Genomic DNA, 13,604 nt, shown 5'->3' with positions numbered 1-13,604 from the left:
TATGGAAATTCTTTTTTCAGAATTAATGCAGGGGCTAAGTGACTTTATACTGCCTCTGATACGTATTAGTTCGATGATTATGGTAATGGCGGGTTTTGGTGCGCAAAGTGTATCGAAACGGATCAAGCTGTGCCTCTCCATTGTCGTGACTTTGGTTGTTGCTCCCGCGATTCCACAATCTCAATTTACAGAACTCTTCTCTTTTCAAATGGTATTGGTGGTCATACAAGAAATGATCATTGGTATTGCGATTGGTTTTGCGTCTCTGTTATTGCTAAATACATTTATCGTTGCAGGTCAGGTGCTTGCGATGCAAACAGGTCTAGGTTTCGCTTCGGTAGTTGACCCCTCAAACGGGCTAAGTGTACCGGCTGTGGGCCAGTTTTATTTGATCCTTGCTACGTTGCTATTTTTTGTTTTCAATGGACATCTGATGATGTTTCAGATGATTGTTTTTAGCTTTCAGTCTTGGCCGATAGCAGGGGATTGGTGGCATGTCGACAATTACTGGAAAATCGTAACATGGGGCTCATGGCTCTTTGCTACAGCGTTATCACTGTCTTTAGCCCCGCTTACGGCCATGCTAGTTATTAACTTAGCATTTGGTATCATGACACGAGCAGCACCTCAGATGAATATCTTTTCTGTGGGTTTTGCATTTACACTTGTAGCGGGTCTAACGATTATTTGGGCGACAATGGGGAACTTTACTCTGCAGTATGAGTTTCAGTGGCTTAAAATGACTGAGCTGATGTGTGATTTGATTGGCTGTACAGTGTAGGAGGCAGCAATGGCTGAAGATTCAGGTCAAGAACGCACCGAAGAACCCACCTCAAAAAAGATTAGTGATGCCAGAAAGAAAGGTCAGGTCGCTCGCTCAAAAGAGCTGGGAACCACCTTTGTATTAATTTTTTCTGCCGTGGCATTGATCCTTTATGGCGCGGACATTGCGAAAGGTTTGTACAACATTATGGGCCGCATGCTGACACTAAACCGCAATGAAACCTATGATACGACTAAAATGTTTGCGGTGTGGGGAGATGCCTTTTCAGAATTGTTCTTCCCTATGTCAATGTTTGTTTTAATTATTCTTGTAGCTGGAGTGATCGGGAATACGCTGTTGGGCGGTTTTAATTTTAGCTGGCAAGCTGCTGCGCCAAAAGCGAGTAAAATGTCACCGATGAAAGGCATTAAGCGCATGTTAGGGCCACAAGCTGCTGTAGAGCTAATTAAATCCGTGTTGAAATTCGTGCTGGTTGCAGGCTTTGCCATCTTATTTATCAAGTGGATGTTTTACGATATTTTGCATCTCAGTATTGAGTCAGCCCCTGGTAATGTTATCCACTCATTGGAAATATTAGCTTGGATCTTTTTGGCGCTCAGTTGCACGATGATCATTATTTCAGCTATTGATGCGCCTTATCAGAGCTATAACCACCACAAGCAACTAAAAATGACACTTCAAGAGGTTAAGGACGAGTACAAAAACTCTGAAGGTGACCCGCAAATTAAAGCGCGAATTAGAAGAACGCAGCGTGAAATGTCCCAGCGCAGAATGATGCAAGATGTGCCTGACGCGGATGTGGTAGTTACAAACCCAACCCACTATTCTGTGGCGTTAAAATATGACACTGAAAAAGCAGGTGCCCCAATGGTAATTGCGAAAGGTGTTGATGAATTGGCGATGCAAATTCGTAAGGTCGCGAAAGGTAACGAAGTCCCAATTGTCGAGTCGCCTGTGCTTACTCGTTCTTTGTATCATACAACAGAAGTAGGGGACCAGATCCCAGAGCAGTTGTTTACTGCTGTTGCGCAGGTACTGGCTTATGTATTCCAGCTGAAAAAATTCAACAAAGGTCGGGGTAGAAGGCCTACAGAACTGAATAAAGACTTACCAATTCCAGATGATATGAAACACTAATAGTTGGAATGAAGATTGCTTTAACTTATCTGCGTCAATAAATTGAAGTTGATAAGTTATGGATTTTAAAGCGGTTCTACAACAAATAAATAGAGACAAAAAAGATTATGCAAAAGGTATTGGTACGCCGTTACTGGTACTTGCAGCATTGGGTATGGTTATTTTACCCATGCCCCCATTCTTGTTAGATATCTTATTTTCATTCAATATCGCACTTGCGTTAGTTGTGTTGTTGGTAACCGTTTACACCATGAAGCCTCTAGAATTCGGTATGTTCCCTGCCGTTTTACTTATTGCAACTATCATGAGGTTGGCGCTGAACGTAGCGAGCACGCGAGTTGTTTTGCTTGAAGGCCATAACGGTGGAGACGCAGCCGGTAAGGTAATTGAAGCATTTGGCTCGGTTGTAATTGGTGGTAACTATGCAGTTGGTTTAGTTGTATTCTTAATTCTTATTATCATTAACTTTGTTGTAATCACCAAAGGTGCTGGCCGTATTTCAGAAGTATCAGCACGTTTTACTCTAGATGCTATGCCGGGTAAACAAATGGCGATAGATGCTGACCTAAATGCGGGGTTCATCTCGGCAGAAGATGCAAGAGCAAGACGAGATGAAGTGACTCGAGAAGCAGATTTCTACGGTTCGATGGATGGTGCAAGTAAGTTTGTGAAAGGGGACGCGATAGCAGGTATCGTAATCCTAGCAATCAATATTATCGGCGGCTTGTTTGTTGGTATGGTACAGCACGATCTGACGTTTTCTCGTGCGATGGAAGTGTACACTTTGCTCACCATTGGTGATGGACTAGTTGCTCAATTACCATCTTTATTGCTTTCTATCGGTACCGCGATTGTTGTTACTCGTCAGAACGAATCTCACAATATGGGTGAGCAAGTAACACAGCAACTTGGAAATGAGAAGTCTTTATATATTGCCTCTGGCATTTTGATTGTCATGGGTTTAGTACCGGGGATGCCACATGTGGCGTTTTTAGGACTTGGCTGCCTCATCGGTGGGTTGGCCTACTATTCGAAGCAACACAAAGAAAAAGTAGCAGCTGAGCAAGCAGAACAAGAAGCACAAGGAACTCAGGTTGCAAACAAGCAGCAGGATCAAAAAGAGCTCGGCTGGGACGATGTACAGCCAGTAGATGTAATTGGTCTAGAAGTTGGCTATCGTTTAATCCCACTAGTAGATCAAGCCCAGGGTGGTGAGTTATTAAACCGTATTAAGGGTGTTAGAAAGAAATTATCGCAAGAGCTCGGTTTCTTGGTGCCGCCAGTACATATTCGTGACAATTTAGAATTGGATCCAAACGCCTACAAGATTACTTTAATGGGTGTCGGTTCTGGCGACGGCGAATTAAAGCATGGCGACGAGCTCGCAATTAACCCAGGTCAGGTTTTCGGCCCGATCCAAGGTGTTGCAACTAAAGACCCAGCTTTTGGCCTAGAAGCTGTTTGGATTAAACCTGACCAAAAAGATGAAGCACACTCACTTGGCTATACCGTGGTGGATGCAGCAACCGTTGTTGCGACCCACATTAGTCAACTATTGACCAATAACGCTTCACTGCTGCTTGGCCATGAGGAAGTTCAAAACTTACTAGACATGCTCGCTAAAAGCCATCCTCGTTTAGTTGAAGGTCTGGTACCAGATATTCTTCCACTGACGACAATTGTAAAAGTACTACAAAACTTACTCAATGAAGGCGTAGCAATAAGAGATATGCGCTCAATTGTTCAGACATTAGTTGAGTACGGCCCACGCAGCCAAGACCCAGATGTATTAACGGCTGCAGTAAGAATTTCACTACGCAGATTAATAGTTCAAGACGCAGTTGGGAACGCTGATGAGATACCTGTCATAACATTGGCGCCTGAGTTGGAACAGATGTTGCATCAGTCACTTCAGAACGCAGGTGATGAGGGGGCAGGCATAGAGCCAGGTCTTGCAGAGCGACTTCAAGGTTCATTGAGAGAAGCGCATCAAACGCAAGAAATGTTAGGCGAGCCGTCCATCTTATTAACCTCAGGTATGTTAAGAAGTGTTTTATCAAGATTTGTCAAACATACGATCCCTGGTTTGAGAGTGATGTCATATCAGGAAGTACCAGACGAAAGACAAATCAAGATTATTAGCTCTGTTGGGCAATAGAGGAACGAGGTGCTGAGTCATGAAGATTAAAAGATTTTTTGCAAAAGATATGCGTACGGCTTTAAAAGAAGTTAAAGATGAGTTGGGCGCAGATGCAGTGATAATGTCGAACAAAAAGTTAGCTGATGGCGTAGAGATTGTCGCTGCCATCGATAACGACAGAGTGGCAGCAAAGCCACAAGAAGCTGCGCCTCAAGCAAATGTAGAATCTGCGCCTCAAGCTCAGCCTACTTACAGCCAACCAGCAAGAGTAGTAAAACCACAGGCTCGTCGTGCCCAACCTGAGCCTCAAGCTAGAGTCGCTGATAGTCTCGAAGCGCTTTTAGAGCGCCAAGCGCCTAAACCTCGTTCGCCAGAGCTCGCGTCTATGTTTTCTCAGTCAGGTATTGATACAGGTGACCTTTTTGCACCTAAAGAAGAGCAAGCAGCCAATTTCCAGCAGTCTGACTTTCATCAAGCAGCTCAGCAGTCAGATTATCAGCAAAATAATATGGGTGCTTCTAGAGCTCAACCAACAGCGCGACCTGCACGCCAGCCTGAGCCAATCTCGTCTGACTGGGGTTTTGACGATGATCTTGAATCTGGTTTTGACGCACAACCTGTCGCAAGTGAGCCAAAGCAAGATGAAATGAGTTCAATGCGAGATGAGATGAACGCGATTCGTCAGCTGCTTGAATATCAACTGTCGGGCTTAATGAAACAGGAAATGGAACGCCGCGACCCAACCCGAGCATGTTTAGTAGATAGACTACAAGGTATGGGCATTAGTGCTGACGTTGCTGAACAGATGGCATGTTTTATTCCTGATGATGTATCTCGCAAAGAGGCATGGAATGCATTGCTAAATATGGTAGTAAACCAGATGCACACCACAAATAATGATATTTTGCGTCAAGGTGGTGTTTATGCCATGGTTGGACCAACGGGTGTTGGCAAAACAACGACTGTTGCAAAATTGGCTGCATTAGGGGCACAAAAGTACGGCGCAGACAAAGTAGCATTAATTACAACAGATACATACAGAATTGGCGCTTACGAGCAGCTAGCAACTTATGGTAGAATCATTGGCTGTCCAGTTAAGCAAGTTAAAGATGCGAACGAGTTAGCAGAAGTTCTTTATCATTTGCGCAATAAGCGTCTAGTATTAATAGACACAGCGGGTATGAGTCAAAGAGACTTGCGCTTGACTGAACAGCTTAATACATTGATGCGTAGTTCAAGAGTAGATATTCGCAGTTATTTAGTACTGAGTGCAACGTCTCAAATGCATGTTTTGCAAGAGACAGTGAATCACTTCAAAAAAGTGAATCTAAGCGGTTGCATTTTTACAAAACTTGATGAATGTCTAAGTTTGGGCGAGATTATTAGTATTGCGATTCAAAATCGCTTGCCAATAGGGTATCTTACGAACGGACAACGAGTGCCAGAAGACATTCGTGTAGCAAATGCTCAAAAATTAGTTAAAAAGGCTGAGCAATTGTATTTAAAAAGAACAAAAGCACAACATTCACGACGTGAAGCAGTGGCGTCTCAGACAGTAGGAATGTATGATTAATACAGTTTTAGATCAAGCAAGTGGCCTGCGTAAAATGAACCAAAAAAGTAACCACGGAGTAAAAGTAATAGCAGTAACTGGTGGTAAAGGAGGAGTCGGTAAGACCAATGTTTCATTGAATACTGCAATTGCGCTAGGACAACAGGGCCATCGAGTTTTAGTTTTAGATGCCGATCTAGGATTGGCTAACTGCGACGTGATGCTAGGTTTACGAGTCGAGCGCAATTTGTCGCATGTATTGTCAGGTGAGTGTGAACTCGACGAAATTTTGGTTGAAGGCCCTGCTGGAATTAGAATCGTGCCAGCGACCTCAGGTTCCCAGAATATGGTAGAGCTAAGCCCAGCTGAGCACGCAGGTCTTATACGAGCATTCAGTGAGCTGAGCAACGACTTCGACGTGCTGATAGTTGATACCGCCGCTGGTATTTCAGACATGGTATTAAGTTTTTCGCGTGCCGCGCAGGACGTCATGGTAGTGGTATGTGACGAACCAACCTCTATCACCGATGCGTATGCTTTGATCAAAGTGTTGAGCAGAGAGCATGGCGTATACAAGTTTAAAATAGTAGCCAACATGGTTCGTAGCCTTCGCGAAGGTCAAGAATTGTTTGCTAAACTGTCTAAAGTGACGGATAGATTTTTGGATGTGGCTTTAGAGCTGGTAGCGACGATTCCATTCGACGAAAATATGCGTAAATCTTCAAGGCGTCAAAAAACCATCGTAGAGCTCTATCCCAACTCTCCAGCCGCCGTGGCGTTTAGAGGATTGGCTAGCAAAGCCGTTAAATGGCCTGTTCCCCATCAACCGTCGGGGCACTTAGAGTTTTTCATTGAGCAATTAGTTAACGGGTAATTATGGCTACACCGGTCAATCGAATGGCGGGATATCAATCAGCAGACCACTTAAATAAAGTGGTCGAGCGTCATACACCTTTGGTCAAAAAAGTCGCATGTCATTTGCTAGCCAGATTGCCTGCTAGCGTTCAGCTAGATGATCTTGTCCAATCAGGTATGATTGGTCTAATTGAAGCAACAAAAAACTTTGACGCAAGCAAAGGTGCGAGTTTTGAAACCTTCGCTGGCATTCGAATTCGTGGCGCTATGCTAGATGAAATACGCCGTGGAGACTGGGCGCCCCGCTCAGTTCATAAAAACAGTCGTTTAGTTGCAGAAGCGATAGCTGAACTTGAGTCTGCTCTAGGTCGAGAGCCTAAAGACACGGAAATTGCTGAAAAACTTGATATTCCTTTAGATGAGTACCATCATATTTTACATGACGTAAACGCAAGTAAAATTATCGGAATAGAAGACTTAGGTGTCGACCAAGACGTAATTTCACCTGCGGACAATGATTTAGCGCTAGACAAACCATTCAATAACGTTAAGAATGAGCGCTTTAATGAGTCGTTGATAGATGCAATAAAAACATTACCGGAACGAGATGCGATGGTTTTGTCTTTGTACTATAACGATGAAATGAATTTAAAAGAGATTGGCCACATTCTTGATGTGAGCGAGTCTCGAGTTAGTCAGATTCATGGTCAGGCAATGATTAAACTCAGAGCCAAAATTAATGACTGGATCAATTAGAGTACATTTTATAATTTTTATAGGTTCAAACCTCACCGGAGGAAGTTTTGGATAAGAACATGAAAATTCTCGTGGTTGATGATTTCTCTACGATGAGAAGAATAATCAAAAACCTGTTGAGAGACTTAGGCTTTACAAATGTTCAAGAGGCTGATGACGGCAGCACTGCGCTTCCGATGTTGCAAAATCAAGAATTTGACTTTGTTGTTACCGATTGGAACATGCCAGGTATGCAGGGCATCGACCTGCTAAGAGCTATTCGTGCAGACGACAGCCTTAAACATATACCTGTTTTGATGGTAACCGCTGAAGCCAAAAAAGAACAAATCGTTGCGGCTGCACAAGCTGGTGTTAATGGATACATTGTAAAACCATTTACTGCTGGAACATTGAAAACCAAGTTAGAAAAAGTTTTTGAACGCTTAGGCTAGTAACGAGTTAAGGATAGGCTTATGTCAGAATCCTCTGCGCCACAAATTACATTAGAACAAGCGAAACAACTTGTTGAGTATCTTGAGAATGGTGAACAAGAGAAGGCCGACCAAATACTAATTGAAGCAACCAATAAAGAGCAATCTGAGTTATTTGCTGAAGTCGGTAAGTTGACGCGTCAATTACACGAATCTCTGAAAAACTTTGAGTTAGATACTCGCTTGTCAGATCTAACCACAGAGGCCCTTCCAGATGCTAAACAGCGTTTAAATTATGTCATGGAAATGACAGAGAACGCTGCTAATAAAACAATGGATGCAGTGGAAGCGAGCCTACCGCTTGCTCAAGAGTTAGCTGATGAGCTCTCAGAGATAAAACCTACTTGGGATAGGTTAATGAGTCGTGATATACAGCTTGGAGAGTTTAAATCTCTGTGTCACGACTTGAACGACTTTATGCAATCTTCGCAAGGCCGTACAGACGAATTACAATCGTTGATGACGAACGTTTTAATGGCTCAAGACTATCAAGATTTAACTGGTCAGGTTATTCGTCGGGTCATTGAACTTGTCAGAGAAGTTGAAGACAGCTTAATACATCTGTTAACCGTATTCGGTGCAGCAGAAGTGGGTCAACTTAGCGCGGCTCCAAAACCACAAGAAGTAGTTGAAACCACTGATGAACTATCTGGTCCTGAAGGGCCAATCATTGACGCAGAAGAGAGAGATGATGTTGTCTCTGGTCAAGATGAAGTTGATGATCTGTTATCTAGTTTGGGTTTCTAATAGGAGAGTATAATAATGAGCTTTGAAGTCGATGAAGATATCTTACAAGACTTTCTTGTTGAAGCTGGAGAAATACTCGAACTGTTATCTGAGCAACTCGTTGAATTAGAAAATAACCCAGATGACAAAGATTTACTGAACGCAATATTCAGAGGGTTCCATACTGTTAAAGGTGGAGCTGGCTTTCTGGGCATGAACGAGCTTGTTGACGCTTGTCACGGTGCAGAAAACGTTTTTGATGTGTTAAGGCAAGGACAGCGCTCAGTTAATCCTGAATTAATGGATGTCATTCTGCAGTCTTTGGACACTATAAACGATATGTTCGCCTGTATTCAAAATCGCGAACAGCCTGAGCCTGCAGATCAAGAGTTACTCGATGTCTTACATAAGCTCAGTCAGCCAGAGTCTGCTGACGAAGCGCCTATCGAAGCAGCTGCACCTCCAGTTGTTGAAGAGGCACCGCAAGAAGCACCCGTCGAAAATGACGTTTTCTTCGATTTAGATGGTAGCAGTGATAGTGCACAAGAAGAGAAAGCGAGTTCTGACAGCATCGATGAGATCTCTGAAGAAGAATTTGAAAGCCTGTTAGATGAACTGCATGGCGCTGGTAAAGCACCTACGCCAGAAGGGCAGGCAGCTCCACAAGCTGAAGCCCCCGCAACCCCTAGCAATGCTAATGATGGTGATATCACTGATGATGAGTTTGATAGCTTATTAGATGAACTCCATGGTGTTGGTAAATTTGGTGGTGGTACCAATGAGCCCGCACAACCTGCCACGACGAGTCAACCAGCAGCGCCAGCGGCACCTGCAGCATCTGCGGGTGGTGGCGATGACGATGAAGAAATCAATGATGATGACTTTGAAGCGCTGCTAGACGAACTTCATGGCAAGGGCCAAGCTCCCAAAAACTTGGAAGATGGTGGCGAAAAAAGTGCGACACCTAAAGCGCCTGCTGCGCCAGCGCCACAAGTGCCTGCCACACCAAAGCCCGCACCAAAACCTGCAGCAGCTGCAAAGCCAGCCCCAGCTGCGAAACCTGCGCCAGCTAAATCAGAGCCAGTTAAATCAGAACCTAAAGCCGCAGCCCCTAAAAAGCCTGCTGCTCAAGCGGAAACAACCGTGCGGGTTGATACTAAACGACTTGACCAAATCATGAACATGGTTGGTGAGCTTGTTTTAGTAAGAAACCGGTTAGTGAGTCTTGCCAATAACAGCAATAGTGAAGCCATGGGCAAAGCGATATCAAACCTTGATGTTGTTACCGCAGATCTTCAGGGTGCTGTTATGAAGACGAGGATGCAGCCAATCAAAAAAGTGTTTGGTCGTTTCCCTCGCGTTGTAAGAGACTTAGCTCGAAGCCTCAAGAAAGATATTAATCTGATTCTTGAGGGTGAAGATACCGATTTAGATAAAAACTTGGTAGAAGCGCTAGCAGATCCACTCGTTCACCTTGTCAGAAACTCGGTTGACCATGGTATCGAAATGCCAGATGTGCGTGAAGCTGCAGGTAAAGCTAGAACAGGTACAGTTACACTTTCTGCATCACAAGAAGGTGACCATATTCTATTAACCATCAGAGATGATGGTGCAGGAATGGACCCTGAAAAGCTGAAGAAAATTGCGATTAGCAAGGGTGTAATTGATTCAGACCAAGCAAGTCGATTATCTGACACCGAAGCTTACAATTTAATTTTCGCGCCAGGCTTTTCTACTAAAGAACAGATTTCTGATATCTCTGGCCGCGGCGTAGGTATGGATGTTGTTAAGACAAAAATTACCCAACTCAATGGTCAAGTAAACATTCAGTCTGAACTGGGTGTGGGCACTATATTAGAAATCAAAGTACCACTTACGTTAGCTATCTTACCAACATTGATGGTTATGGTTGGCGAGCAAACATTTGCTTTACCATTGGCAGGTGTAAGCGAAATCTTCCACTTAGATTTGACCAAAACCAATGTGGTTGATGGGCAATTGACTATTATTGTTAGGGAAAAAGCTATTCCGTTGTTTTATCTGGAACATTGGTTAGTCAAAGGTACTGATATAAACCAGAAAAAAGCAGAAGGTCACGTAGTAATAGTACAGATAGGTACTCAGCAAGTCGGCTTTGTAGTGGACTCGTTAATCGGTCAGGAAGAGGTTGTGATAAAACCTCTGGACTCACTTCTTCAAGGTACTCCAGGTATGGCAGGTGCAACGATTACATCTGATGGTGGCATAGCCCTGATTCTGGATGTACCAAGTATGTTGAAGCATTACGCGGGCAAGTAGTTTTAGATACTATTTGCCATCACCGAAAAGTGGTGCCGTGTGCACCACTTTTCGGATCTGTAACATAAAAAAGAGCGATGCCAATGGCAGTTAAAGTATTAGTAGTTGACGACTCAAGTTTTTTCCGTCGTCGTGTAAGTGAAATACTAGAAAAAGATACTGGAATTGAGGTAATTGATTTTGCAGTCAATGGCCAAGAAGCTGTAGAAAAGGCGAGCAAGCTACGACCAGACGTAATTACAATGGATGTTGAGATGCCTGTGTTAGACGGCATTAGCGCTGTTAAAAAAATAATGCAAAGCAATCCAACGCCTATCTTAATGTTTTCTTCATTAACAAGAGAAGGTGCAAGTGCAACATTAGATGCCCTAGACGCAGGTGCGGTAGACTTTTTACCCAAAAAGTTTGAAGATATCGCAAGAAACAGTGAAGAAGCTATACGTGCACTGCAAAACAAAGTTAAAGAAATCGGTCGTAAGCGTGTAAGTCGATTCACCAGACCAATTTCTCCATCAAAACCGGCGACAACGTCGAGCAGCACATCAAGCTTTGCACCAAAACCTGCTAGCAGCACTCGTACAAGCCCTTCAGTCGCACAACCAGATAGAAGCTTCCAAAAAGCGGCACCAGAAACTACTCCTCAACGAAGCTTTAAGGCTTCTGGAAAGTCATATCAAGTAGTTGCAATTGGTACCTCTACTGGTGGTCCGGTGGCATTGCAAACGATTTTGACGCAATTGCCAGCTAACTTTCCACACCCCATTCTATTAATTCAGCATATGCCGGCAGCTTTCACTCCTGCTTTTGCGCAAAGGCTTAACAGTCTGTGCAAAATTAAAGTGAAGGAAGCTGAACAGGGTGACAGATTAATGCCAGGTGTTGCCTATTTAGCGCCAGGCGGTAAGCAAATGATGGTTGAATCGCGTGGTGGCGCTAAAACATTAAAAGTGTTCGAAGACGATAGCCCTCGAATTACTTATAAACCTTGCGTCGACGTAACTTTTGCAAGTACTGCTAAAGCCTATTCTGGTGATGTATTGGCAATCGTTTTAACAGGCATGGGCGCTGATGGCAGAGATGGTGCGAGGATGTTGAAACAAGTTGGCGCTACGATATGGGCGCAAGATGAAAAAACCTGTGTCGTTTACGGCATGCCTCAAGCGGTTGCAGCCGCTGGTTTGTCATCTGAGAGTTTGGCTCTACAGGACGTAGCGTTGCGTATCAACAAAGAGTTGGGTATTGCTTAAGTTATACTGATTGTTAAATACAGCTTAGCCATGAAAAGTCACAAAGGAATAAAATAATAAAGTGAAAATTTGGACGGTTGCTAATCAAAAAGGTGGTGTGGGGAAAACGACCACAACGGTAAGTCTTGGTGGTATTTTGGCTGCACAAGGCAAGAAGGTATTATTAATAGATACCGACCCCCATGCCTCTTTGACATATTACTTTGGTATTGACTCTGAAGACCTAGAAGTGAGTGTGTATGATATCTTTATACGCGGCTCAAATATGGCGAGTGAGGAAATACTACAAGCTTTATGTCCATCGACGGTAGAAAACTTGGATATTCTGCCTGCGACAATGGCTATTGCCACTCTGGATAGGAGTATGGGTAATCGTTCTGGCATGGGCCTTGTTTTGAAAAAAGCGCTGGCAAAAATCAGTGATTATTATGATTACGCGATTTTAGATTGTCCCCCTGTTCTGGGGGTTTTGATGGTCAATGCTTTGGCGGCGAGCGAGCGTATTTTGATCCCTGTGCAAACCGAGTTTTTGGCACTCAAAGGGTTAGACAGGATGATGCGGACGATGACATTAATGCAAAGTTCGCATTCTAAGCAATATCAATATACTATAGTGCCAACAATGTACGATAAGCGTACCAAGGCATCTTTAGAAGCATATAAGTCTCTTGTAGAATCATACAAAGACAAAGTGTGGCCCGGAGTGATCCCAGTAGACACCAAATTTAGAGATGCAAGTTTGGCTCAGCAGGTGCCGATACAGTTTTGTCCCAAGTCTCGCGGGGTATATGCGTATAAGGCGTTGTTAGAGCATATTGGTGAACTGGAAAGAGGTAATAATGAGTAAGCACCTGTTTGCAAACGAACAAGTGATGAAACAATATCTAGGCGCCTTGTTACAAGAAGAGGACGAACAGGATGTTGCGCTTGCACCCGTTGCTAGGTTGCTTGAGTCAGTGCCGGATGCGCAAAAACAGGTGCAAACAGCGCCTGAAGTCAAAATTATTGAGCAAGCTGAAGCAAAAACAGAAGTTCAAATAAAAGAGAAAGTTGAGCCTGAAGTTAAGCCTGTTGTAAAAGATCTACAAGAATCTACTGTGGCACCAGCCCAAGAGCTTGAGATAACTGAAAATACAACTATTATCAAAGAACAAGCCCCAACATTAAGCGCTGCGAAGGATGCTTTCATTGAGGGTGAGTTCCAAGCATTGTTCTTTGAGGTAGCGGGGCTAACACTCGCTGTCCCGTTACAGTCTCTTGGTGGTATTCATCAATTGACGGAAGTAAACCAATTATTTGGTAAGCCAAAATGGTTTAAAGGGGTGATGCTCAACAGAGAAGAAAAGCTTAATGTGGTGGATACGGCTCGATGGGTTATGCCTGAAAAGTACACACCTGAGCTTGAGGAACAGCTAAATTATCAGTATCTGATTATGCTGGGAGATAGCCCTTGGGGGCTGTTGGCTGAAAAACTGGTAAACAATATCACACTGACTGCTGACGACGTCAAATGGCGAACAGCATGTGGAAAGCGCCCATGGCTTGCGGGCGTGATTAAAGAGAAAATGTGTGCGCTTATTGACGTAGAGAATTTAAATAGGTTGCTAGAGCAAGGCCTCGATAGCCGAGAGCAGTAACT

General features: G+C 43.7%; 12 protein-coding genes. All 12 read left to right on the top strand.

Annotation, left to right across the window (positions count from 1 at the left end):
* Nucleotide 1 precedes the first annotated feature (1 nt).
* The 12 genes from fliR to N480_RS01060 all read left to right on the top strand — a co-directional run bounded on the left by fliR (nucleotide 2) and on the right by N480_RS01060 (nucleotide 13,602).
* Complete coding sequence (gene fliR / locus N480_RS01115) at nucleotides 2–781, top strand: flagellar biosynthetic protein FliR (protein WP_063370690.1); 780 nt, start codon at nucleotides 2–4, stop codon at nucleotides 779–781.
* A gap of 9 nt (nucleotides 782–790) precedes the next feature.
* On the top strand, nucleotides 791–1,921 hold the full coding sequence (flhB, locus tag N480_RS01110) for a flagellar biosynthesis protein FlhB (RefSeq protein ID WP_063370689.1): 1,131 nt from the start codon (nucleotides 791–793) through the stop codon (nucleotides 1,919–1,921).
* A 58-nt stretch (nucleotides 1,922–1,979) separates the two neighbouring features.
* Nucleotides 1,980–4,079 (top strand): flagellar biosynthesis protein FlhA, encoded by a 2,100-nt coding sequence (flhA, locus tag N480_RS01105; RefSeq protein ID WP_063370688.1) that lies wholly within the window; start codon nucleotides 1,980–1,982, stop codon nucleotides 4,077–4,079.
* 19 nt (nucleotides 4,080–4,098) lie between these two features.
* Nucleotides 4,099–5,634 (top strand): flagellar biosynthesis protein FlhF, encoded by a 1,536-nt coding sequence (gene flhF, locus N480_RS01100; RefSeq protein WP_063370687.1) that lies wholly within the window; start codon nucleotides 4,099–4,101, stop codon nucleotides 5,632–5,634.
* Complete coding sequence (locus N480_RS01095; RefSeq protein WP_023401816.1) at nucleotides 5,627–6,487, top strand: MinD/ParA family ATP-binding protein; 861 nt, start codon at nucleotides 5,627–5,629, stop codon at nucleotides 6,485–6,487. Before flhF ends, N480_RS01095 begins: the two co-directional genes overlap by 8 nt.
* 2 nt (nucleotides 6,488–6,489) lie before the next feature.
* Nucleotides 6,490–7,224 (top strand): RNA polymerase sigma factor FliA, encoded by a 735-nt coding sequence (locus N480_RS01090; RefSeq protein WP_063370686.1) that lies wholly within the window; start codon nucleotides 6,490–6,492, stop codon nucleotides 7,222–7,224.
* A gap of 47 nt (nucleotides 7,225–7,271) precedes the next feature.
* Nucleotides 7,272–7,655 (top strand): chemotaxis response regulator CheY, encoded by a 384-nt coding sequence (gene cheY, locus N480_RS01085; protein WP_010364893.1) that lies wholly within the window; start codon nucleotides 7,272–7,274, stop codon nucleotides 7,653–7,655.
* Between the two features lie 21 nt (nucleotides 7,656–7,676).
* Nucleotides 7,677–8,441 carry a protein phosphatase CheZ gene (locus tag N480_RS01080; RefSeq protein WP_063370685.1) on the top strand — a complete coding sequence of 255 codons (765 nt, stop codon included), beginning with the start codon at nucleotides 7,677–7,679 and terminating at the stop codon, nucleotides 8,439–8,441.
* Nucleotides 8,442–8,456: 15 nt separating this feature from the next.
* Nucleotides 8,457–10,718 (top strand): chemotaxis protein CheA, encoded by a 2,262-nt coding sequence (locus tag N480_RS01075; protein ID WP_063370684.1) that lies wholly within the window; start codon nucleotides 8,457–8,459, stop codon nucleotides 10,716–10,718.
* A gap of 83 nt (nucleotides 10,719–10,801) precedes the next feature.
* The gene (locus tag N480_RS01070) at nucleotides 10,802–11,965 is read left to right on the top strand and encodes a protein-glutamate methylesterase/protein-glutamine glutaminase (protein ID WP_063370683.1); all 1,164 of its coding nucleotides are present in this window, start codon (nucleotides 10,802–10,804) and stop codon (nucleotides 11,963–11,965) included.
* 61 nt (nucleotides 11,966–12,026) lie between these two features.
* Nucleotides 12,027–12,812, top strand: coding sequence for a ParA family protein (locus N480_RS01065; RefSeq protein ID WP_063370682.1), 786 nt, complete (start codon nucleotides 12,027–12,029; stop codon nucleotides 12,810–12,812).
* Nucleotides 12,805–13,602 (top strand): chemotaxis protein CheW, encoded by a 798-nt coding sequence (locus N480_RS01060; protein ID WP_063370681.1) that lies wholly within the window; start codon nucleotides 12,805–12,807, stop codon nucleotides 13,600–13,602. The genes N480_RS01065 and N480_RS01060 overlap by 8 nt, the downstream gene beginning before the upstream one ends.
* Nucleotides 13,603–13,604 lie beyond the last annotated feature (2 nt).

The sequence above is a fragment of the Pseudoalteromonas luteoviolacea S2607 genome (assembly GCF_001625575.1).
Taxonomy (GTDB): domain Bacteria; phylum Pseudomonadota; class Gammaproteobacteria; order Enterobacterales; family Alteromonadaceae; genus Pseudoalteromonas; species Pseudoalteromonas luteoviolacea_E.
Note: the sequence above shows the minus strand (reverse complement) of the source record. Positions and strands in the feature narration are given on the sequence as shown.

Bases quoted from the DNA above. Each gene is read 5' to 3' on its own strand.
- N480_RS01080 (WP_063370685.1), top strand. From the start codon at position 7,677: ATGTCAGAATCCTCTGCGCCACAAATTACATTAGAACAAGCGAAACAA.
- fliR (WP_063370690.1), top strand. From the start codon at position 2: ATGGAAATTCTTTTTTCAGAATTAATGCAGGGGCTAAGTGACTTTATA.
- N480_RS01095 (WP_023401816.1), top strand. From the start codon at position 5,627: ATGATTAATACAGTTTTAGATCAAGCAAGTGGCCTGCGTAAAATGAAC.
- N480_RS01090 (WP_063370686.1), top strand. From the start codon at position 6,490: ATGGCTACACCGGTCAATCGAATGGCGGGATATCAATCAGCAGACCAC.
- flhA (WP_063370688.1), top strand. From the start codon at position 1,980: ATGGATTTTAAAGCGGTTCTACAACAAATAAATAGAGACAAAAAAGAT.
- N480_RS01070 (WP_063370683.1), top strand. From the start codon at position 10,802: ATGGCAGTTAAAGTATTAGTAGTTGACGACTCAAGTTTTTTCCGTCGT.
- flhF (WP_063370687.1), top strand. From the start codon at position 4,099: ATGAAGATTAAAAGATTTTTTGCAAAAGATATGCGTACGGCTTTAAAA.
- N480_RS01075 (WP_063370684.1), top strand. From the start codon at position 8,457: ATGAGCTTTGAAGTCGATGAAGATATCTTACAAGACTTTCTTGTTGAA.
- flhB (WP_063370689.1), top strand. From the start codon at position 791: ATGGCTGAAGATTCAGGTCAAGAACGCACCGAAGAACCCACCTCAAAA.
- N480_RS01060 (WP_063370681.1), top strand. From the start codon at position 12,805: ATGAGTAAGCACCTGTTTGCAAACGAACAAGTGATGAAACAATATCTA.